Source organism: Pseudomonas sp. LLC-1 (assembly GCF_002992185.1).
Taxonomy (GTDB): Bacteria; Pseudomonadota; Gammaproteobacteria; order Pseudomonadales; family Pseudomonadaceae; genus Aquipseudomonas; species Aquipseudomonas monteilii.
Genome location: NZ_LUVY01000019.1, coordinates 15713 through 35030, shown reverse-complemented (window position 1 = coordinate 35030; position 19318 = coordinate 15713). Strand labels below are relative to the sequence as shown.

Annotated in this window: 16 protein-coding genes, 4 tRNA genes and 2 pseudogenes; 8 read left to right on the top strand and 14 right to left on the bottom strand. The window is 63.5% G+C overall.

The window, feature by feature from the left end; all coding sequences use genetic code 11:
- Positions 1–28: 28 nt before the first annotated feature.
- The 4 genes from A0O30_RS21305 to A0O30_RS21290 form a co-directional block, all read right to left on the bottom strand.
- A tRNA-His gene (locus tag A0O30_RS21305) sits at positions 29–104 on the bottom strand.
- Positions 105–148: 44 nt separating this feature from the next.
- Positions 149–233 (bottom strand) — tRNA-Leu (locus A0O30_RS21300).
- Between the two features lie 52 nt (positions 234–285).
- Positions 286–361 (bottom strand) — tRNA-His (locus A0O30_RS21295).
- Positions 362–402: 41 nt separating this feature from the next.
- Positions 403–479: transfer RNA gene (locus A0O30_RS21290), tRNA-Arg, on the bottom strand.
- Between the two features lie 270 nt (positions 480–749).
- Between A0O30_RS21290 and folD the strand changes: the two genes are divergently transcribed.
- Entirely contained in the window at positions 750–1604 is an 855-nt protein-coding gene (gene folD / locus A0O30_RS21285) for a bifunctional methylenetetrahydrofolate dehydrogenase/methenyltetrahydrofolate cyclohydrolase FolD (RefSeq protein WP_105947905.1), read from the top strand.
- A 186-nt stretch (positions 1605–1790) separates the two neighbouring features.
- Here the strand turns inward: folD and A0O30_RS21280 are convergent, their stop codons facing one another.
- The 6 genes from A0O30_RS21280 to A0O30_RS21255 are packed head-to-tail and all read right to left on the bottom strand — an operon-like array spanning position 1791 to position 7710.
- Positions 1791–3530, bottom strand: a complete 1740-nt coding sequence (locus A0O30_RS21280; RefSeq protein WP_105947904.1) for an ABC transporter substrate-binding protein — start codon at positions 3528–3530, stop codon at positions 1791–1793.
- A 39-nt stretch (positions 3531–3569) separates the two neighbouring features.
- Positions 3570–3842: a DUF2160 domain-containing protein gene (locus A0O30_RS21275; protein ID WP_013971877.1), complete on the bottom strand. Its 273-nt coding sequence runs from the start codon at positions 3840–3842 to the stop codon at positions 3570–3572.
- A 12-nt stretch (positions 3843–3854) separates the two neighbouring features.
- Positions 3855–4655 carry a carbohydrate ABC transporter permease gene (locus tag A0O30_RS21270; protein WP_105947903.1) on the bottom strand — a complete coding sequence of 267 codons (801 nt, stop codon included), beginning with the start codon at positions 4653–4655 and terminating at the stop codon, positions 3855–3857.
- A 3-nt stretch (positions 4656–4658) separates the two neighbouring features.
- Positions 4659–5522: a carbohydrate ABC transporter permease gene (locus tag A0O30_RS21265; RefSeq protein WP_016714776.1), complete on the bottom strand. Its 864-nt coding sequence runs from the start codon at positions 5520–5522 to the stop codon at positions 4659–4661.
- Complete coding sequence (locus A0O30_RS21260; RefSeq protein WP_105947902.1) at positions 5519–6616, bottom strand: ABC transporter ATP-binding protein; 1098 nt, start codon at positions 6614–6616, stop codon at positions 5519–5521. Before A0O30_RS21260 ends, A0O30_RS21265 begins: the two co-directional genes overlap by 4 nt.
- Positions 6616–7710: an ABC transporter ATP-binding protein gene (locus tag A0O30_RS21255; RefSeq protein WP_105947901.1), complete on the bottom strand. Its 1095-nt coding sequence runs from the start codon at positions 7708–7710 to the stop codon at positions 6616–6618. The genes A0O30_RS21260 and A0O30_RS21255 overlap by 1 nt, the downstream gene beginning before the upstream one ends.
- A 223-nt stretch (positions 7711–7933) precedes the next feature.
- Here A0O30_RS21255 and A0O30_RS21250 point away from each other — a divergent pair, with 223 nt between their 5' ends.
- A complete protein-coding gene (locus A0O30_RS21250; protein ID WP_105947900.1) occupies positions 7934–9682 on the top strand; it encodes a sigma-54-dependent Fis family transcriptional regulator in 1749 nt (582 codons plus the stop codon).
- Positions 9683–9704: 22 nt separating this feature from the next.
- Here the strand turns inward: A0O30_RS21250 and A0O30_RS21245 are convergent, their stop codons facing one another.
- The 3 genes and pseudogenes from A0O30_RS21245 to A0O30_RS28265 all read right to left on the bottom strand — a co-directional run.
- Complete coding sequence (locus A0O30_RS21245) at positions 9705–11393, bottom strand: bifunctional diguanylate cyclase/phosphodiesterase (RefSeq protein ID WP_105947899.1); 1689 nt, start codon at positions 11391–11393, stop codon at positions 9705–9707.
- Positions 11394–11406: 13 nt separating this feature from the next.
- Positions 11407–11901 (bottom strand): annotated as a pseudogene (locus A0O30_RS28270) (methyl-accepting chemotaxis protein); the annotation flags it as partial.
- Between the two features lie 789 nt (positions 11902–12690).
- Positions 12691–12972 (bottom strand): annotated as a pseudogene (locus A0O30_RS28265) (PAS domain-containing protein); the annotation flags it as partial.
- 266 nt (positions 12973–13238) lie between these two features.
- Between A0O30_RS28265 and A0O30_RS21235 the strand changes: the two are divergent.
- From A0O30_RS21235 to A0O30_RS21215, 5 genes are all read left to right on the top strand, one after another.
- Positions 13239–13553: a helix-turn-helix domain-containing protein gene (locus A0O30_RS21235; protein WP_025754409.1), complete on the top strand. Its 315-nt coding sequence runs from the start codon at positions 13239–13241 to the stop codon at positions 13551–13553.
- Between the two features lie 228 nt (positions 13554–13781).
- Positions 13782–15095, top strand: coding sequence for a C4-dicarboxylate transporter DctA (locus A0O30_RS21230; RefSeq protein WP_016714783.1), 1314 nt, complete (start codon positions 13782–13784; stop codon positions 15093–15095).
- A gap of 44 nt (positions 15096–15139) precedes the next feature.
- Positions 15140–15844 (top strand): FadR/GntR family transcriptional regulator, encoded by a 705-nt coding sequence (locus tag A0O30_RS21225; RefSeq protein WP_016714784.1) that lies wholly within the window; start codon positions 15140–15142, stop codon positions 15842–15844.
- 16 nt (positions 15845–15860) lie between these two features.
- The gene (locus A0O30_RS21220) at positions 15861–16526 is read left to right on the top strand and encodes a GntR family transcriptional regulator (RefSeq protein WP_105947897.1); all 666 of its coding nucleotides are present in this window, start codon (positions 15861–15863) and stop codon (positions 16524–16526) included.
- A 195-nt stretch (positions 16527–16721) separates the two neighbouring features.
- Positions 16722–17783, top strand: coding sequence for a hypothetical protein (locus A0O30_RS21215; protein WP_105947896.1), 1062 nt, complete (start codon positions 16722–16724; stop codon positions 17781–17783).
- A gap of 41 nt (positions 17784–17824) precedes the next feature.
- Here the strand turns inward: A0O30_RS21215 and A0O30_RS21210 are convergent, their stop codons facing one another.
- On the bottom strand, positions 17825–18253 hold the full coding sequence (locus A0O30_RS21210; protein WP_016714787.1) for a PACE efflux transporter: 429 nt from the start codon (positions 18251–18253) through the stop codon (positions 17825–17827).
- A 102-nt stretch (positions 18254–18355) separates the two neighbouring features.
- On the opposite strand from A0O30_RS21210, the gene A0O30_RS21205 reads away from it, so the two are divergent.
- A complete protein-coding gene (locus tag A0O30_RS21205) occupies positions 18356–19234 on the top strand; it encodes a LysR family transcriptional regulator (protein ID WP_105947895.1) in 879 nt (292 codons plus the stop codon).
- Positions 19235–19318: the final 84 nt, after the last annotated feature.

Sequence of the window (19318 nt, the reverse complement as noted above, 5' to 3'; positions counted from 1 at the left end):
TCACGATCAAGGCGCCTTTTCAAGAATATGGGGTGGACGATGGGAATCGAACCCACGACAACTGGAATCACAATCCAGCGCTCTACCAACTGAGCTACGCCCACCATATTGCAGTCTTGCGATGTTGCGGTACAACCTTACAGAAGCATGGTGCGGACGAAGAGACTCGAACTCTTACAGCTTGCGCCGCTGGAACCTAAATCCAGTGTGTCTACCAATTTCACCACGTCCGCGTAACGCTTAAAACAAAGGCGCCAGATGCTATCGAGGCGCCCTTGAAGAATATGGGGTGGACGATGGGAATCGAACCCACGACAACTGGAATCACAATCCAGCGCTCTACCAACTGAGCTACGCCCACCATATTGCATTACCGCCTACTTGCGTGCCAAAGCTGCCTAATGGCGCACCCGGCAGGACTCGAACCTGCGACCATCCGCTTAGAAGGCGGATGCTCTATCCAGCTGAGCTACGGGCGCTTAAGCTTGAAGCCTAACCGAACGAGACTTTAACAGATAACTGCTAAACCACTCATTCTGCCCGACTTAGCCAACCAGTGCTAGGCTGTGCCCGACAAGTGCGGCGAATCTTATAGTCGACCCTGTAACTCGTCAACACCTTTTTAAAAAAAATTTAAATTATTTAAGGGGTTAGGGGATTTGCCCGACCACCCGCCTTTGCCCGTGGGCCGTGTCGTGCGAGAATGCGCGCTCTTTATTGTTTCCTTCTCGATGGTTAATCACGCGTCTATGACTGCACACCTAATCGATGGCAAGGCGATCGCCGCCAACCTGCGCAAGCAGATCGCTCAACGTGTCGTGGAGCGTCGCCAGCAAGGCCTGCGTACGCCGGGCCTGGCAGTGATCCTGGTCGGCACCGACCCCGCCTCCCAAGTCTATGTCTCGCACAAGCGCAAGGACTGCGAAGAGGTCGGCTTCATTTCGCAGGCGTTCGACCTGCCCAGCGAAACCTCGCAGCAGGCCCTGACCGAGCTGATCGACCGCCTCAATGACGACCCGGCTGTCGACGGCATCCTGCTGCAGTTGCCGCTGCCGGCGCACCTGGACGCCTCGCTGCTGCTCGAGCGTATTCGCCCGGACAAGGATGTGGACGGCTTCCACCCGTATAACATCGGCCGCCTGGCCCAGCGCATCCCGCTGCTGCGCCCGTGCACGCCGAAAGGCATCATGACCCTGCTGGAAAGCACCGGTCAGGACCTGTACGGCATGAACGCAGTGATCGTCGGCGCGTCCAACATCGTGGGTCGCCCGATGGCCATGGAACTGCTGCTGGCCGGCTGCACCGTCACCGTCTGCCACCGCTTCACCAAGGACCTGGCTGGCCATGTCGGGCGCGCCGACCTGGTGGTCGTGGCTGCCGGCAAGCCGGGCCTGGTCAAGGGTGAGTGGGTCAAGGAAGGCGCTATCGTCATCGACGTGGGCATCAACCGCCAGGAAGACGGCAAGCTGGTCGGCGACGTGGTCTACGAGACCGCCCTGCCACGTGCCGGCTGGATCACGCCGGTGCCGGGTGGCGTCGGGCCGATGACCCGTGCCTGCCTGCTGGAAAACACGCTGTATTCAGCGGAAGAGCTGCACAAGTAAAACGGCGTGAACTGAAAACGGCACCTCTGGCAGGTGCCGTTTTTTTTGCCTGCGGTTCATGCATTGGCCTTGCCGGCCTCTTCGCGGGCTTGCCCGCTCCCACAGGAACCCCACTCCCCTTGAGAGCGATGCAGTACCTGTGGGAGCGGGCGAGCCCGCGAAGAAGCCAGCGTGGTGCTTAGGCGATCACTTCCTGGCCGCCTCCCACGACTTCAACAGTTCGTTGTAGCTGACCGTCTCGCCCTTAGGCTTCTCGTTGGCCAACTTCGGTTTCGGTGCACCGGGCTGGTCGAACCAGTACTGGGCATCCTTCTCCGGGTTCAGCTTGGGCGCACAGGTGGCCTGGGCATTGGACCGCTGCAAACGTTCCATCATGCGGTCCTGGTCCCGCGCCAGGCCATCCAGCGCTTCCTGCGGGGTCTTCTCGCCACTGGCCACTTCGGCAATGTGGCTCCACCATAGCTGCGCCAAGCGCGGATAATCCGGTACGTTGGTACCGGTAGGCGTCCACTGCACCCGTGCCGGGCTGCGGTAGAACTCCACCAGCCCACCGAGCTTGGGCGCGAGGTCGGTCATGGCCTGGGAGTTGATGTCCGACTCACGAATCGGCGTCAGGCCGACGATGGTCTTCTTCAGCGACACCGTCTTGGAGGTAACGAACTGGGCATACAGCCACGCTGCCAGGCGTTGCTTCTCGGGGGTGGACTTGAAGAACGTCCACGAACCCGTGTCCTGATAGCCCAGCTTCATCCCCTCCTCCCAATAAGGCCCCTTCGGCGAGGGCGCCATGCGCCACTTCGGCGTGCCATCGGCATTCACCACCGGCAATCCGGGCTTGGTCATGTCGGCGGTAAACGCGGTGTACCAGAAGATCTGCTGGGCGATGTTACCCTGCGCCGGCACCGGCCCCGCCTCGGAGAAGGTCATGCCCTGCGCTTCCTTGGGCGCGTAGGCACGCATCCAGTCCACGTACTTCTGGGTGGCGTATACAGCGGCCGGGCCGTTGGTGTCGCCGCCACGGGTGACACTGGAGCCCACCGGGTGGCAGTCCTCCACGCGAATGCCCCATTCATCCACCGGCAGGCCGTTGGGCAGCCCTTTGTCGCCACCGCCGGCCATGGAGAACCAGGCATCCGTGAAGCGCCAGCCCAGCGACGGGTCTTTCTTGCCGTAGTCCATATGGCCATAGACGCGCTTGCCGTCGATTTCCTTGACGTCTTCGGTAAAGAACCTGGCAATGTCTTCATAGGCCGACCAGTTAACTGGCACACCCAGCTCGTAGCCGTACTTTTCCTTGAATTTGGCTTTCAGGTCAGGGCGCTCGAACCAGTCGGCGCGGAACCAGTACAGGTTGGCGAACTGCTGGTCAGGCAGCTGGTAGACCTTGCCGTCTGGCGCGGTGGTGAAGGAAATGCCGATGAAGTCCTTCAGGTCCAGGGTCGGCGAGGTGTAGTCCTTGCCTTCGTTGGCCATCAGGTCGGTGATCGATTCCACCTTGCCGTAGCGAAAGTGCGTACCGATCAGGTCGGAGTCGTTGACCCAGCCGTCGTAGATGTTCTTGTCCGACTGCATCTGTGTCTGCAGTTTCTCCACCACGTCGCCTTCCTGGAGCAGGTCGTGGGTCAGCTGGATGCCGGTGATTTCGCTGAAGGCCTTGGCCAGCACCTTGGACTCGTATTCATGGGTGGTGATGGTTTCCGACACCACGTTGATCTTCATGCCACGGAACGGCTCTGCAGCCTTGATGAACCACTTCATCTCGGCCATCTGCTGTTCCGGGGTTAGCGTCGAAGGCTTGAACTCGCTGCCAAGCCATTTCTTCGCTGCGTCCTCGTATTGGTCGGCCCAGGCTGTGCCATGCACGCTGGTCAGCACCAGCAACGCGGCCAGGGTCAAATGTCGCGTCTTGTGCTTGTTATCGAACATTGTGATCTCCCGTTTCGGTTATTCCACAGGGCCGCTCGCTCAGCCCCAGCGCAGCACCACCACCAGCCACGCCAGCGACAGCAGCGAGGCCACCCACAACGGCCACTCGCTGACGCCAACCACCAGCAAATGCAGGTAGGCGCTGGCCAGCAGGCCGATGAACAAGCGGTCACCCCGGCTGGTGACCAGCGGCAAGAAGCCCCGCCGCTCCACGCAAGGACGGCGCAGCTCAAGCAGGGTCATGCCCAGCAGCAGCACGCCAACGGCGGCAAAGAACAGCGCCGTCGGCAAGGTCCAGGCCATCCACTCCATGCGTTGCCCTCCTCACACCCGGCCCAGGGCAAAGCCCTTGGCCACATGGTTGCGCACGAACCAGATCACCAGCATGCCCGGCAAAATGGTCAGTACCCCCGCCGCCGCCAGCACACCCCAATCGATGCCTGATGCCGACACGGTGCGGGTCATCACGGCAGCAATCGGCTTGGCATTCACCGAAGTCAGGGTGCGCGCCAGCAGCAGCTCGACCCAGGAAAACATGAAGCAGAAAAACGCCGTCACGCCGATGCCGGAGCCAATCAGCGGAATGAAGATTTTCATGAAGAAGCGCGGGAAGCTGTAGCCGTCGATGTAGGCCGTTTCGTCGATTTCCTTTGGCACGCCCGACATGAAGCCCTCCAGGATCCACACCGCCAACGGCACGTTGAACAGGCAATGGGCCAGGGCAACAGCAATATGGGTGTCGAACAGGCCGATCGACGAGTACAACTGGAAGAACGGCAGCAGGAACACCGCCGGGGGCGCCATGCGGTTGGTCAGCAGCCAGAAGAACAGGTGCCGGTCGCCAAGGAAGCGATAACGCGAGAAGGCATAGGCCGCCGGCAGCGCCACCAACAACGAAATCAGCGTGTTCAGGCACACGTAGTACAGCGAGTTGATGTAACCGCTGTACCAGCTGGCATCGGTGAAAATCACCCGGTAGTTGTCGAGGGTGAATGCCTGCGGCCACAGGGTCAGGCCGCCCAGGATCTCGGTGTTGCTCTTGAACGACATGTTCAGCAACCAGTAGATCGGCACCAGCAGGAAGAAGAAATACAGCAGCAGGGCCAGCGTTTTGCGCGCACTCATGGGCTAGTCCTTGTCGGCATGGGTCATGGCTGTGTAGAACAGCCACGACACCAGCAGGATGATCAGGAAGTACACCAGCGAGAACGCTGCCGCCGGGCCCAGGTCGAACTGCCCCACGGCCATGCGCGTGAGGGTCTGGCTGAGGAAAGTGGTGGCGTTACCCGGCCCGCCACCGGTCAGCACGAACGGCTCTGTGTAGATCATGAAGCTGTCCATGAAGCGCAGCATTACCGCGATGAGCAGCACGTTCTTCAGCTTGGGCAGCTGGATATGGCGGAACACCGCCCAGCCCGAGGCGCGGTCGATGCGCGCAGCCTGGTAGTACACGTCGGGGATGGCGCGCAGGCCCGAATAGCACAGCAGCGCCACCAGCGAGGTCCAGTGCCATACGTCCATCACCAGCACCGTAAGCCAGGCGTCGAACGGGTCGCCGGCGTAGTTGTAGCTGACCCCGAGCTTGGCCAGGGTAGCGCCAAGCAGGCCGATGTCGGCACGGCCGAAGATCTGCCAGATGGTGCCCACCACGTTCCACGGGATCAGCAGCGGGATGGCCATGACGATCAGGCACACCGACGCCATGCGCCCCTTGGTCGGCATGGTCAGGGCAATGCCGATGCCCAGCGGGATCTCGATCAGCAGCACGCAGGCGGAATAGATGAACTGGCGCAGCAGCGCATCATGCAACGCCGGGTCGCGCAGCACCTGGCGGTACCAGTCGGCACCGACGAAGTAGCGGTTGGACTGGTCGAAAATATCCTGCACCGAGTAGTTGACCACGGTCATCATCGGCACCACCGCGCTGAACGCCACCAGCAGGAACACCGGCAGCACCAGCCACCAGGCCTTGTTGTTCGGCACTTTGTTCATGGCCCGGCCTCCAGCAGCACATCGTCGACGTACAGCATCAGCCACTGCGCCGGCAAGCTGACCCAGGCCTGATCCACAGGCAGCGGGCGGTCCTCGCCCAGGCGCGCCTTCAGCGCGACACCGCCAGCTTCGACGGTGACGATGCGGTAGGTGCCCAGGTCTTCGATATCCAGCACGCGTGCGGGGATGGCGTCATCGAACGGGCTGTCCCACAGCTGTAGGAATTCTGGCCGGATGCCCACTTGCAAGCGCCCGCCTGCCGTTGCCGCCAGCCGTTCGCGCAGGCCATCGGGCAAAGCCAGGTGGACATCACCAAACGCCACCCCGTCGGCTTCGGCGCGCACCTCGATCAGGTTCATGCCCGGGCTGCCGATGAAGTAGCCGACAAAGGTATGCCGGGGCCGCTCGAACAGCTCACGCGGGGTGCCGAACTGAACGATGCGCCCACCGTGCATCACTGCGATCTTGTCAGCGAAGGTCGATGCCTCCAGCTGGTCGTGGGTGACGTAGATCATGGTGATGTTGAACTGCTCGTGAATCTGCTTCAGCTTGCGCCGCAGCTTCCACTTCAGGTGCGGGTCGATTACCGTCAGCGGCTCGTCGAACAGGATCGCCGACACGTCATCGCGCACCAGGCCGCGGCCCATGGAGACTTTCTGCTTTTCGTCGGCGCTGAGGTTGCGCGCCTTCTTGCGCAACACGGCAGACAGGTCGAGCACCTCGGCAATTTCTTCCACCCGGGCACGCACCCGGGCCTCATCCAGCCCCTGGTTGCGCAAGGGGAAGGCCAGATTGTCGAACACCGTCATGGTGTCGTACACCACCGGGAACTGGAACACCTGGGCAATGTTGCGCGCTTGCGGTGACAGCTGGTTGACCGGTTTGCCGTCGAACAGCACCTCGCCATGGGACGGCGTCAGCAGCCCGGAAATGATATTGAGCAAGGTCGACTTGCCGCAGCCCGACGGCCCGAGCAACGCGTAGGCGCCGCCCTGCTCCCATACATGCTCCAGCGCGTGCAGGGCATAGTCCGCCTCGCTGGCGGGCTGGCGACTGTAACTGTGCGCCAGTTGGCGCAGGCGGATTTCGGCCATCACCCTCTCCTTGCCTGGCGCAGCCCCGGGGCCTGCACCAACGCCCCGGCGCTGTCGAAGACGAACAGCTTGTGGGTGGGGATGAACACGCGGATCGGCGTGTCCACCTGGTATTCGTGCACCCCGGGCAGGTGCAGGATCATGCGCCAATGCTCGTTGCGCACATGCAGGAAGGTTTCGGAACCGCTGATCTCGGCCAGCTCCACCAGCACCGCCAGTTCCAGGTCATCGTCGTGGGCCGGTACCAGGGTGATATGGCTGGGGCGCACGCCAAAGCGGTAGTCGCCTTCGGCAAGCGCCTGCAAGTCGGCATTGCGGGCAAAATGCACGGCCTGGGCCAGGCTCACCTCGTTGCCACTGATACGGCCAGGCACCAGGTTGATCGGCGGCTCGGAAAACAGCTCGGCCGCCAGCACACTGCCCGGGCGCTGATACACCTCGGCGGTGGGGCCGCTTTGCACGATGCGGCCCTCATGCACAAGGGTGGTGGTGCCACCCAGCGCCAGCGCCTCGTTGGGCTCGGTGGTGGCGTACACGGCAATGCAGTGGCGCGCCGCGAACAGCTCGCGAAGCTCCTGGCGCAGGCCTTCGCGCAACTTGTAATCGAGGTTGACCAACGGCTCGTCAAACAGGATCAGCGAGGCATCCTTGACCAACGCCCGGGCCATCGCCGTGCGTTGCTGCTGGCCGCCGGACAGCTCCAGCGGCAGGCGCTGCAGGTAGGTTTCGATGCGCAACATCTCGGCGGTTTCCTGCACACGCCTGCGGATGTCCGCCTCGGCCATGCGCGCTTGACGCAGCGGCGAGGCGATGTTTTCGTACACGCTCAAGGTCGGGTAATTGATGAACTGCTGGTACACCATCGACACGTTGCGCTGGCGCACCGGCACACCCGTCACGTCCTGGCCATCCATCAGCACCCGGCCCCGGTCCGGGCGATCGAGCCCGGCCATCAGGCGCATCAGGCTGGTCTTGCCGGCCAGGGTGCGGCCCAGCAGCACGTTGAACGAACCAGGCTCGAAACGCAGCGAGGCATCGACGATCCACGGCTGGTTGTCGACGCTGCGGCTGATCTGCTCCAGCACCAGGGACATGGCATGGCCTTCTTGTCGTTGTTGTCTGCCGGGCACAGCCAGTTCCGTGCCAGTTGCTCCCCGATGCTCTGGCTTGGGGCCTGGGCGGCATGCCACGCAAATCGGGGGTTCACAAGTGAACACAATCACTGAACAACTGAACACCTGCCGGTTTGACAATGAACACCCGTGAACAACACTGAACAGCGGTCCGCCCATAACAACAACCACACAGGACAGGCCCATGGCCGCATCCGCTTCGACCCACGCCCAGCTCATCCAGGCATCCTGGGCCCGCTGCCGCGATCACGGTTTGCAACCGCAGCACGCACCGGACTTCGACTGCCTGACCCGCGCCGAACTCAGCGAACTGCTGGAAAAACGCCAGGCCCTGCTGCGCCTGACCCGCGAGGAAGTGCTACCGCAATATGCACACCTGCTGGGCAACGCCAGCTACCTGGTGATGCTGGCCGATGCCAGCGGCTGCCTGCTCGACAGCTGGGGTTCGCGGCGTTTCATCGAGCCGCGCCAGCAGCATGGTTTCAGCGCCGGCGCCCACTGGCACGAGCGCGGCGTTGGCACCAATGCCTTGGGCACCGCGCTGATTTGTGCCCAGGCCATTCACGTCGGCCAGGACGAGCACTTCCTGCGCCAGAACCGCTACATGTCCAGCGCCGCCGCCCCCCTGTTCGACGCTGCACGGCAACTGGTCGGGGTGTTCGACGTGGCCAGCGACGGCTATCTGCCGACCAGCCAGACACTGGGCCTGGTACGCATGATGGGCCAGAGCCTGGAAAACCGCCTGATCCTCGCCGCGCATGCCGACCAGCATGCACAACTGATCTTCAACAGCGCCTCCGACAACCTCGACAGCCCCTGGGCCGGCCTGCTGGTGTTCGATGAGCATGGGCAGGTGCTGGCCGCCAACCACCGGGCCGACAGCCTGCTCGGCGGTAACCCGCTGCAGCAGAACATCGAGCAGCTGTTCCAGTTGCCCCTGCAGCAGTTGCTCAGCCATCCCCGGCAACAGCCCTTCGCCCTCCAGGCCACCGGGCGCAACCGCTTTCATTGTCAGTGGCATCCACCACGCGAAACGCCCCGCCGCCCTGAACCTGGCAATGGCGAGCCACGCCTGGAAAAAGCGCGAGTGCAGGCCGGCCTGCTGCTGGAAAAGGACATTCCAGTGTTGGTGCAGGGTGAAACCGGTGTGGGCAAGGAAGTGTTCGTGGAAACCCTGCACCGTGCCAGCAGCCGCGCCGACAAGCCCTTGGTCGCCGTCAACTGCGCGGCGATCCCGGCCGAACTGGTGGAGTCGGAGCTGTTCGGCTACGACAAAGGCGCGTTCACCGGCGCCCACCACAAAGGCAACCCGGGGCTGATCCGCAAGGCCGACCGCGGCATCCTGTTTCTCGACGAGATCGGCGACATGCCGCTGCCTACCCAGGCCCGCCTGCTGCGCGTGTTGCAATCGCGCAGCATTCAGCCGCTGGGCAGCGGCGAACCGGTGGCGGTGGATATCCGCGTGGTGTCGGCGAGCAACCGCGACCTGGCCGAAGAGGTGCGTGCCGGGCGCTTTCGTCAGGATTTGTACTACCGCATTGCCGGGCTGACGGTGGTGCTGCCGCCGCTGCGCGAGCGTGCGGACCGGCGGCAGTTGATCGACCAGGTGCATGCCCGCTACCGCGAGCCTGGGCAACCGGCGCGGCTGCCCCCGGCCATTATCGAGTTGCTCGATCAGCATCCCTGGCCTGGCAATGTGCGCGAACTGGTCAGTGTGCTGCAGGTGGCAATAGCCTTGGCGGGCAACGGGCCAGTCGGCGTCGAGCACCTGCCTGCAGGGTTTCTGGCCGAGTTGCAGGTGCCTGTGCTGGTGGCGACCGATGCGGTAGACCTGCAGACGCTGGTTGAACAAGCCAATGGCAACCTGTCAGCAGTGGCACGCGGCCTGGGGATCAGCCGGACCACCCTCTACAAGCGGCTGCGTGAGCGATGAATCTATTGACCTGCACGGCCGCTCAAGGATTACGCCACTGCACCGGTTGCCGGTAAGCCTCTGCCCAGGCTTGCACTTCACTGGCCGGCATCGGCCGGGCAATGCAGTACCCCTGCGCCAGCTCGCAGCCCAGCCCCATCAGCACCCGGCCGTGCTCGACGCTCTCCAGCCCCTCGGCGATCACCTCCCGGCCAAAGGCCCGGGCCAGACCGATCACCGCCGCTGTCAGCGCCAGGTCGTCCTGATCATGGAGGATGTCACGCACGAACGACTGATCGATCTTGATCGTCTGGGTCGGCAAGCGTTTCAGGTAACTCAACGACGAATAACCGGTGCCGAAATCGTCCAGCGAGAAGCGCACGCCCAGTGCGCGGCAGGCGTCCAGGCAACGGCTGACATGCTGCAGGTTGTCGATGGCCACGGATTCGACGATTTCCAGGTCCAGCCTGGCCGGGTCCACCGCCGGGTACGCTGCCAGCAGCTGCTGCAGGCGCTCGGCAAAGTCACTGCGCTGCAAATGCCGCGCGGCGATGTTCACACTCAGCGACCAGGGCTGCCCCTGCTGCTGCCAGGCCTGCAACTGGGTCAAGGCCTGATCGAGCACCCACTCGCCGATTTCAACGATCAGGTCGGTCTGCTCTACCCAAGGCAGGAAATCGCCGGGCGGCACCACGCCACGGCCTGGCCGCTGCCAGCGCAGCAAGCCCTCGAAGCCCAGCACCTGGCCGCTACGCAGGTTGACCTTGGGCTGGTAGTAAAGGCAAAGCTCTCGGTTGTTAAGGGCCCGTCGCACCCGCGCCACCGTCTGGTGAGTGGCCTTGAGCTCCTGCTCCTGCGACACGTCGAACACGTGATACCGGTTGCGCCCGCGCTGCTTGGCCACATACATGGCCTGGTCGGCATGGCGCACCAGGGTATCGGCATCTTCGTCATCCTGCGGGTACAGGGTCACGCCGATACTGGCGCTGAGCGACAGCGTGTGCCCCCGGACCACACAGGGCGCCGCCAGTGCCCGCAATACCCGCCGCAGGGCCGCATGCAGCTTTCGCTCATCATCGACGTCGCGCAGGATCAGCACGAACTCGTCGCCCGACAACCGGGCCACGGCATCACCCCCGCGCAGGATGCGCTTCAGGCGCTGGGCCACTTCCACCAGCAGCAGGTCGCCCACCGCGTGCCCGTAACCGTCGTTGACCGCCTTGAAGCCATCCAGGTCGAGCATGCACACCGCCAGCGGGATGTCTTCACGCCGCGAGTAGGCCAGGGCCTGGTTCAACAGGTCGGACAGGTAGGCGCGATTGGGCAGGCCAGTGAGCACATCGTGCCCCACCCGCCATTGCAAGGTGTGCAACAGTTGGCGCTTCTCGGTGACGTCGAAGCGGATCGATACATACTTGCGCACCAGGCCGGTCAGCGGGTCGACCAAGGGCACCATGGTGCTGTCGACCCAGTACAGCGAACCGTCCTTGGACCGGTTGCAGATCTCGCCCTTCCACACCCGCCCGGCGGCCAGGGCCCGCCACATGCCAACGAAGAACGCCGGCTCGTGCAGGCCGGAGTTGAGGATGCGGTGGTTGGCACCCAGCAGCTCCTCGCGGCTATAGCCCGAGATGCTGCAGAACTGCTGGTTGACGTAGGTGATGTTCCCACGCAGGTCGGTTTCCGAAAAGATCGCGGCCGCGTCCACGGCCGCGCGATAGATATCATCCATAAAGCATCCTGCCTTAGCGGTTGAAGCGCTCCACCAGGGCGCGCAATCCGGCGCACACCTGTTCCAGTTCGGCGCCGCGCGAGGCGGCGGCGTTGGCGCTGTGGGCGCTGTGCTGGGCAATACCGGCTACGCCGTTGATCTGCCGCGAAACGTCTTCGGCCACTGCCGACTGCTGCTGCGAAGCGGTCGCCATCTGCTGGCTCATGTCACTGATGCGCTGCACCGCATCGCGAATGCCATGCAGCGCCCGTCGCGCTTCCTGCACCTGGGCAACACCCAGCTCGGCACCTTCGATGCCCTGGCTGGCGATCGCCACGGCTTCTTCGGCACCACTGCGCAGCGCATCGATGATGGCCTGGATGTGCAGGGTCGACTGGCGGGTCTTGTCGGCCAGCGCCCGCACCTCATCGGCGACCACGGCAAAGCCGCGCCCTTGCTCGCCCGCACGCGCTGCCTCGATGGCTGCGTTGAGGGCGAGCAGGTTGGTTTGCTCGGCAATGCCGCGGATCATTCCGGCAGCCTCCGCGATGGCACCGGTCTGACCGGCCAGCTGGCTGACCGCCTGGTTGATCTGCGTCACGGTGCTGGCCAAGGTACGAATGGCTGCACCGCTGGCATCTGCCACCTGGCTGCCCTGCTCGGCCAGCAGGTGCGCGGTGTGTGCCTCGGCGGCGGTCAACTGGACATGGTTGGCCACTTCACCGATGGAGGCGGCCATCTGGTTCATTGCCGTGGCGCTCAGGTCGGTTTCGGCGCGTTGCTCCAGCAGCGCGGCCTCGGTGCCGCGCGACAACTGCCCGGCATCGTGGGCGGCCACGGCCATTTGCCCGGCCAGGTCGCTTAACCGCGTCAATGCGGTTTTCAGGCGTGCCTCTTCGCTGATCAGCATCAGTTGCAGTTGCCCGGCGGCACCCGGCAAGTCGCTGTAGGTCAAGGCTGCAACCGGGTCGGCGAAGGCACCGTCAGCACCTTGCACAACCTGCTGCAACTGCCGGCCAAGGGCATCGCGTGCCCACAGGCCGTAGGCCAGGAACAGCCCCAGGGTCAGCCCCTGCCCCACCAGGCCAGGCCAAAGCTGGTTGGCGCCCAGTGCCAGCAGCCCACCCGCCAGTGGCAAGGCCAGCGCCTGGGCCAGCAAGTTCAGCCGACGCGGCACCGACAATGCCGCCTGGCCATTACGCAGCCGCGCATACAGGGCTTCGGCACGGGCCACCTGCTCACGCGTGGGGCACACCCGCACCGACTCGTAGCCGACCACACGCCCGCCTTCGAGGATCGGCGTGACGTAAGCGTTGACCCAGTAGTAGTCGCCGTTACGGCAGCGGTTCTTGACGATGCCCATCCAGCTCTTGCCAGCTTTCAGGTAGCGCCACATCAACGCGTACACCGCCGGCGGCATGTCCGGGTGGCGCACCAGGTTGTGCGGGCTGCCGATCAGCTCCGCCTCGCTGTAGCCGCTGATGGCGGCGAATTCGGGGTTGCAGTAGGTGATCAGGCTGGCGGTATCGGTAGCAGAAATCAGCCGCTGATCAGGGGGAAAACGTTGCTCGACCGGGGTAACCGGCAAGTTGAGGCGCACGATGAGACTCCATTCACTGACGTGCCGGTACTCAGCTCATCGACAGCCACCGGAACCGATCCGTAGCGATCCGCTCCAAATGGCACATGCGCTTCCCGCCGTTGGGGCACGAGGCCGAACCACACAGGGAAGTTGACGATGACTGACCGGTCAAGCCGTGAATTCTACGAAATTCATCACATAAATAAAACAAAGGTGATCAATCATGGCGTTGCGCCATGTTGATAGATATCGTTAAGTTCTTGATTCTAAATGGGAATTAAGTGATGACGAGATCAGCTTTGGGTACCGCCCTGCGCCGCTACCGCAAGCTGGCGGGCCTGACCCAGGCACAACTGGCCGAACGGACCGGCTTCGATCCCAAGACCATCAGCCGCTTCGAAACCAGTACCTATACCCCCAGCATCGATGCACTCATGGAGTTTGCTCAGGTGCTGGGCGTCAAACCCAAGGACTTCTTCGCCGAGCCGGACGACGAAGAGGAGCAGCGCGCCTACCTGTTCGGCGTCATTCACAACGCCCCGCCCAAGGATCTTGGCAAGCTGATTGCAGCAGTGGAGCAGGCACTGGCCAAGCCCTGAACTGATTCGCGACTCCCCACTTCACGGCATGCACCGAAGTAGAGCCTGGCAGGCCAGATTGCCCCATAACTGGTCAGACCGGTAAGGCCGAAAACCCTTGCAAAGTCGGATTTTTCGCGCTTTTATGGCCTCGCGCTGAACAAACCGGTAAGACCACAATAATTAAGTCCTGCGCTCTTTCGCCCCGTGCGGCTACCGAAGCAAGGACACCGATCAGAGATCAATCCCATGCTCAAATGGTGCTCGCGTTCGATCTTCCTGCAAGTCGTGCTCGGCCTTGCCCTCGGCATCGCCTGCGGTCTCAGCTTTCCCGACCTTTCCCTGCAACTCAAACCCCTTGGCGACGGCTTCATCAAGCTGATCAAGATGCTCATCGGCCTGATCGTATTCTGCGTGGTGGTCAGCGGTATCTCGGGCGCGGGCGACCTGAAAAAGGTCGGGCGCATCGGCCTGAAGTCGGTGATCTACTTCGAAGTGCTGACCACCCTGGCGCTGGTGATCGGCCTGGTGTTCGCCTTCAGCAGTGGCATTGGTAGCGGTGCCAACATTCACCTGGACCAGCTGTCCACCGCCGATGCCAACGGCCTGGCCGAGCGCGGCCAGCACATTCACGGCGCCACGGCGTTCTTCATGGACCTGATCCCCACCTCGGTGATCGGTGCCTTCGCTGACAACAACATTCTTCAGGTGCTGTTGTTCTCGGTACTGTTCGGCAGTGCGCTGAACCTGGTGGGTGACTCGGCCGCCGGCATTTCGCGGCTGATCAACGAGCTGAGCCATGTGATCTTCCGCATCATGGGCATGATCGTGCGCCTGGCGCCGATCGGCGTGTTCGGCGCCATCGCCTTCACCACCAGCAAATACGGCCTGGAATCGCTGCAGCACCTGGGCGGGCTGGTCGCACTGTTCTACCTGACCTGTGCCGGCTTCGTGCTGATCGTGCTGGGGACGGTCATGCGCCTGTCGGGCCTGAAGCTGTTGCCGCTCATCAAGTACCTGCGTGAAGAGCTGACCATCGTGCTGGGCACCGCCTCTTCCGACGCCGTGCTGCCGCAGATCATGCGCAAGCTGGAGCACCTGGGCATTGGCAGCTCCACCGTCGGCCTGGTGATCCCGACGGGCTACTCGTTCAACCTCGACGGCTTCTCCATCTACCTGACCCTGGCCATCGTGTTCATCGCCAACGCCACCGGCACGCCGCTGGAAATGACCGACCTGCTGACCATCCTGCTGGTATCGCTGGTGACTTCCAAGGGCGCTCACGGCATCCCAGGCTCGGCGCTGGTCATCCTGGCCGCCACCTTGACCGCCGTGCCCGCGATTCCGGTGGTTGGCCTGGTGCTGGTGCTGGCAGTGGACTGGTTCATGGGCATCGGCCGGGCATTGACCAACCTGATTGGCAACTGCGTGGCCACCGTGGCCATCGCCCGCTGGGAAAAGGACATTGACCTGGAGCGCGCGCAGAACGTGCTCGACGGCAAGCCCGGCTTTGCCCCCACGCCGCGCAAACAGCCCAACACGCACCATCAACAGGAATTCTGAACCAGAGCGGCCGGCGATCACGCCGGCCCTTGCAGGAGCGAACCGTGATCAGCTCATCGACCGTCGTCAACTCAGTGGTGGAAAAACTGCGCCAGGCCTTGGCCCGGGGCCAATGGCGCACCGGCGACATGTTGCCGGGCCAGCGCGAGCTGGCCGAACAACTGGGCATCAGCCGCCCTAGCCTGCGCGAAGCGGTGACCGTGCTGGAGACCCTGGGCCTGGTCCGCTCGTTGCCAGGCAAGGGCGTACTGGTACTGGACGCCGATGCCACCCTCCAGGAACCCGGCATCGACACCAGCGCTGCGGCCAGCCTGGCCGACGTACTGGAACTGCGCTACACCCTTGAGCCCTTCATCGTTGGCCTGGTGGCGCAATCGGCCAACAGCCAGGACATCGGCCAGTTACGCCTGACCCTGATGGACATGCGCGAAGCGCTGGAGGCCGATGACAGCGAAGCCGGCGTGAAGGCCTACATCGCCTTCCATGAAGCGCTGTTCGCGCTCACCACCAACCCGATCTTCCAGAGCGTGGTGCAGCAGACCGGCAATGCCCTGAAACAGAGCGCCGACATGCTGCGCAACTCGCCCGAGCACCTGGCGGCTCGGCTGAAGGAGAACGAAGCAGTGGTACGTGCCATACGTGAACGCAACAGCGCCCAGGCCAGTGCCCAGATGCGCCAGCACATCCTCGCCGAAGGCCAGCGCATGGGCATTTCGCTGAACATCCCGGACGAACACCCGCATCCATGACCCCAGGAGAGCGACCATGAACGCCGCCCCTCACCTGCCCGCCCTGCTTGCGGCCGGCGAAACCCGCCTGTCGGCCGAGCAGATCTACCCCCGGCTGTTCGACGCCATTCTCGAACAGCGCCTGCCTCCGGGCGCGCTGCTGCCTGAGCAGGCGCTGGGCCATGCCTTTGGTGTCAGTCGCACCGTGATTCGTCGTGTGCTTGGGCGCCTGTCCGACCAGCAGGTGGTGGTGCAGCGCCCCAGCCACACCGCGCACCTGGCCGCGCCCGACCCGGATCAGGCACGTCAGGTGCTCAGTGCCCGGCGCCTGGCCGAAACCACGCTGATTACCCTGGCCACCCAGCGCGCCCGTCCGGCGCAGGTGCGCCAGCTGCGGCAACTGGTAGAACGCGAACGCCAGCATCATGAAAATGGCGAACGGTGCGCGGCGATCCGCCTGGGCGGTGAGTTTCACCTGAAACTGGCGCAGGTGGCGGCCAATGCGCCGCTGGCACGGTTCCTCAATGGGCTGGTGCCGATGACCTCGCTGATCATCGCCCGCTACGAATCACCGTGCTGCGACCACTGTGCATGGGAAGAGCATGCGGCCATCATCGATGCCGTGGAACAAGGCGATGCCGAGGCCGCGCTGGATTTGATGCACAAGCACTTGGACCGCCTGGAAGAAAAGCTCGACCTGTAACAAACAGGGCCGCTGCGCGCCCCATCGACGCGGTTCGTCGCCACGACAAGCCAGCTCCCACAGGTACTGCGTCGCTCTCAAGGTTGCCGCGATTCCAGTGGGAGCTGGCTTGCCGGCGATGGGCTGCGCAGCAGCCCCAACAACCCCACCCTATACTGCGAGAACCACCCCAGCCTCTATCAGGGAGGCGGTCGCGTGAGTTGTCGAATCCTTCTGTTGCTGTGCTTCGTGCTGGCCCTCGGTGCCTGCGCGAGCAAGCGCCCGCCTGCCCCGCCACCGCCCGCAGCGCTCACGCCCGCCGCCTGGCAACGCATCGACCAGGAGCTGATCGACGCTTCGGTCGGCGCCGCCGGCTCGGCCAACGACTATGCCCGGCGCTCCATGCGGGTATGGAAGGAGCAGGTACAACAGCGCACCGAAAGCGACTTCATCCCTTGGTTCACCGGTTACTGGACCCAGCAGTGGCTCACCCTCAAAGTGGCCTGGTACAAGCTCGACAGCGGTGAAGGCCGTGAACCTGCGGAAAAGCGCCTGGCCCTGTACCTGCAGGAGCAATACCACGAGCGGGTGATCGAGCCGGTGGCCGAGCAGATCAACCCCGAGGGCATCCGCGACCGCGCCTGCGAGCTGTACCTGCAGCTGCTCGGCCAGCAGCTACCCGCCATCATCAGCCGCTACAACGCGCCGCCCGAGCAGGTCAGCCAGCGCCTCAACCGCATCCCCGCTATCCACCTAGGGCCGCCGGATGCGCGTAATGCCAGCCTGTACCAGCTGCTTCGGGCCAAGTCGCTGGACCAGCAACCGGCCTGGCAAGCCATGCGCCAGCACTTGCATGAGCAGGCCAGCAAAGGCCCCGGGCGAACCGATGTCGGGTTGAACTCGGTGGCCACCCAGGCCAGCGAAAAGCTCGGCGCTACCCTGGCCCCGCGCGGCATCGCCAGTGCCGTGGCGTCGGCGGTGGGCAAGGTGGCGGGGGCGATGATTTCGATTGCGGCGGCCGGCTACGGCATGATGACCCATGACCGCGATCACCCGCAGATGGTCGAACAGTTGCGGGTGATCCTCAACGTGGCACTGAACCAGGAATGGCAGGAGTTGATGGAAAACCGCCAGAGCGGGGCCATGGCGGGGGTGTACTACCTGTCGGGGCAGGTTGAGGACAGCTTGCTGGCCAGTGTGCCACGGCCGGCTGAACAACCTGTAGAGCAGCAGGTGAAGCAGCAGCAAGCACCTTTGATCATTCGCCTGCCGCCTTAGGGGGTGCCTGTACCTGCGCAGAGGCCGGTACAGGAGAACCGTCAGGCAGCGGCCATCGCGGAACTTGGCAGCCCGAACACCCGATCAAACGCCCAGTTGTAGGCAAAGGTGTAGCAAGGCACCAGCACGATGAACGCCATGTCCACCAGCAACGCCTCCACCAGTGTCATGTCGAGCCACCAGGCAATCAGCGGAATCAGGTACACCACCAAGGTCAGCTGAAAGCCGATGGCATGCGCCACCCGCCGCGCCACGCTGCGCCCACGCTTGGCCTGACGGCTCTCCCACCCTTCGAACAAGGTGTTGTAAACCAGGTTCCAGAGCATGGCGATGGTGGTGATCATCACCGCCAGCGGCCCGGTATGCGACGCCTGGGTGTCCGACAGATAAGCCAGCCCGAGGGTCGACATGCACAACCCGATCAGCTCATAAAAAGTCACGTAGACCAGCTTGCGTTTCAATCCCTGCACTCGGGGTTACCTCCAATGACAAAAGCGATGGGGCGCGATCATGCTTCACCACGCTTGACAGCAAAAGTCAGCAGCTGTCAGATCTACTGACAGGAGGCTGCCATGAACTTTTCCAGCGACAACATCCAGCTTTTTCTAGCCGTGCTCGACTGCGGTTCGTTTTCTGCCGCCGCACGCGCCCTCAAGCGCGTGCCTTCAGCCGTGAGCATGGCTATCGGCAACCTTGAAGCGGAACTGGGCTACAGCTTGTTCGAACGTGGTTCGCGTGAGGTTCGCCCAACTGCCCAAGCCCTGGCCCTGGAACCACACGCCAGACTGATTGGCGAACAATTGGGTTTGCTGCAGGTACACGCACTGGAGCTTTCCCAGGGGTTGGAAAGCAGCCTGACCCTGGCCGTGGTACCAGACATCGACCACCGGCCATTGCTGGCGGCCATCGCACGCCTTGGCGAACGCTACCCGCTGCTGGATATCGCCCTGCTCAGCGCCCCGCAGGAAGAAGCCCTGAACCTGCTGGACAGTGGCCGCGCCGACCTTTGCGTGGCCTTTGCAGGCCTGCAGGTCGACGCCCGCCGAGGCTTCCAGCACATCGGCATGGAGTCGCTGGTGGCCACCCTGTCGCCGGCCCACCCGGCCTTGCGCGAGGGGCGCATCCATTACCTCGAAGACCTGACCCAGGTGCGTCAGATTCTGGTGCGCAGCCGCGACCTGCCAATGGCCGACCCGCGCCCGCTGATCGGCGCAGCGCACTGGTCAACCGACAGCTTCGACCTGGCGTTGCAAATGGTGGAAGCAGGCCTGGGCTGGGGCGACCTGCCGTTGTCGCGGGTTGCGCCACTGCTCGCCAGCGGACGCCTGGTGCGCCTGGGTTTTCGCAATACACGCAACGAGTTGCAGTTGCCGGTACACATCTTGTGGCGCAAGCAACAACCGCTGCAGCAAGCCGCACGGCTGTTGATCCAGCAGTTGAGTAGCCGTTGATTACCGTCTGTCGAAACGGCCGTAAGAATTTTCTGTAAGTACTTCAATCTTTTACACCTTTAGCCGATATCCCGGTCGACAGGC

Coding starts and splice junctions, on each gene's coding strand:
- A0O30_RS21275 (WP_013971877.1), bottom strand. CDS start 3,842: ATGGAGTGGATGGCCTGGACCTTGCCGACGGCGCTGTTCTTTGCCGCC.
- folD (WP_105947905.1), top strand. CDS start 750: ATGACTGCACACCTAATCGATGGCAAGGCGATCGCCGCCAACCTGCGC.
- A0O30_RS21205 (WP_105947895.1), top strand. CDS start 18,356: ATGAACTTTTCCAGCGACAACATCCAGCTTTTTCTAGCCGTGCTCGAC.
- A0O30_RS21255 (WP_105947901.1), bottom strand. CDS start 7,710: ATGTCCCTGGTGCTGGAGCAGATCAGCCGCAGCGTCGACAACCAGCCG.
- A0O30_RS21235 (WP_025754409.1), top strand. CDS start 13,239: ATGACGAGATCAGCTTTGGGTACCGCCCTGCGCCGCTACCGCAAGCTG.
- A0O30_RS21260 (WP_105947902.1), bottom strand. CDS start 6,616: ATGGCCGAAATCCGCCTGCGCCAACTGGCGCACAGTTACAGTCGCCAG.
- A0O30_RS21280 (WP_105947904.1), bottom strand. CDS start 3,530: ATGTTCGATAACAAGCACAAGACGCGACATTTGACCCTGGCCGCGTTG.
- A0O30_RS21265 (WP_016714776.1), bottom strand. CDS start 5,522: ATGAACAAAGTGCCGAACAACAAGGCCTGGTGGCTGGTGCTGCCGGTG.
- A0O30_RS21270 (WP_105947903.1), bottom strand. CDS start 4,655: ATGAGTGCGCGCAAAACGCTGGCCCTGCTGCTGTATTTCTTCTTCCTG.
- A0O30_RS21220 (WP_105947897.1), top strand. CDS start 15,861: ATGAACGCCGCCCCTCACCTGCCCGCCCTGCTTGCGGCCGGCGAAACC.
- A0O30_RS21250 (WP_105947900.1), top strand. CDS start 7,934: ATGGCCGCATCCGCTTCGACCCACGCCCAGCTCATCCAGGCATCCTGG.
- A0O30_RS21245 (WP_105947899.1), bottom strand. CDS start 11,393: ATGGATGATATCTATCGCGCGGCCGTGGACGCGGCCGCGATCTTTTCG.
- A0O30_RS21230 (WP_016714783.1), top strand. CDS start 13,782: ATGCTCAAATGGTGCTCGCGTTCGATCTTCCTGCAAGTCGTGCTCGGC.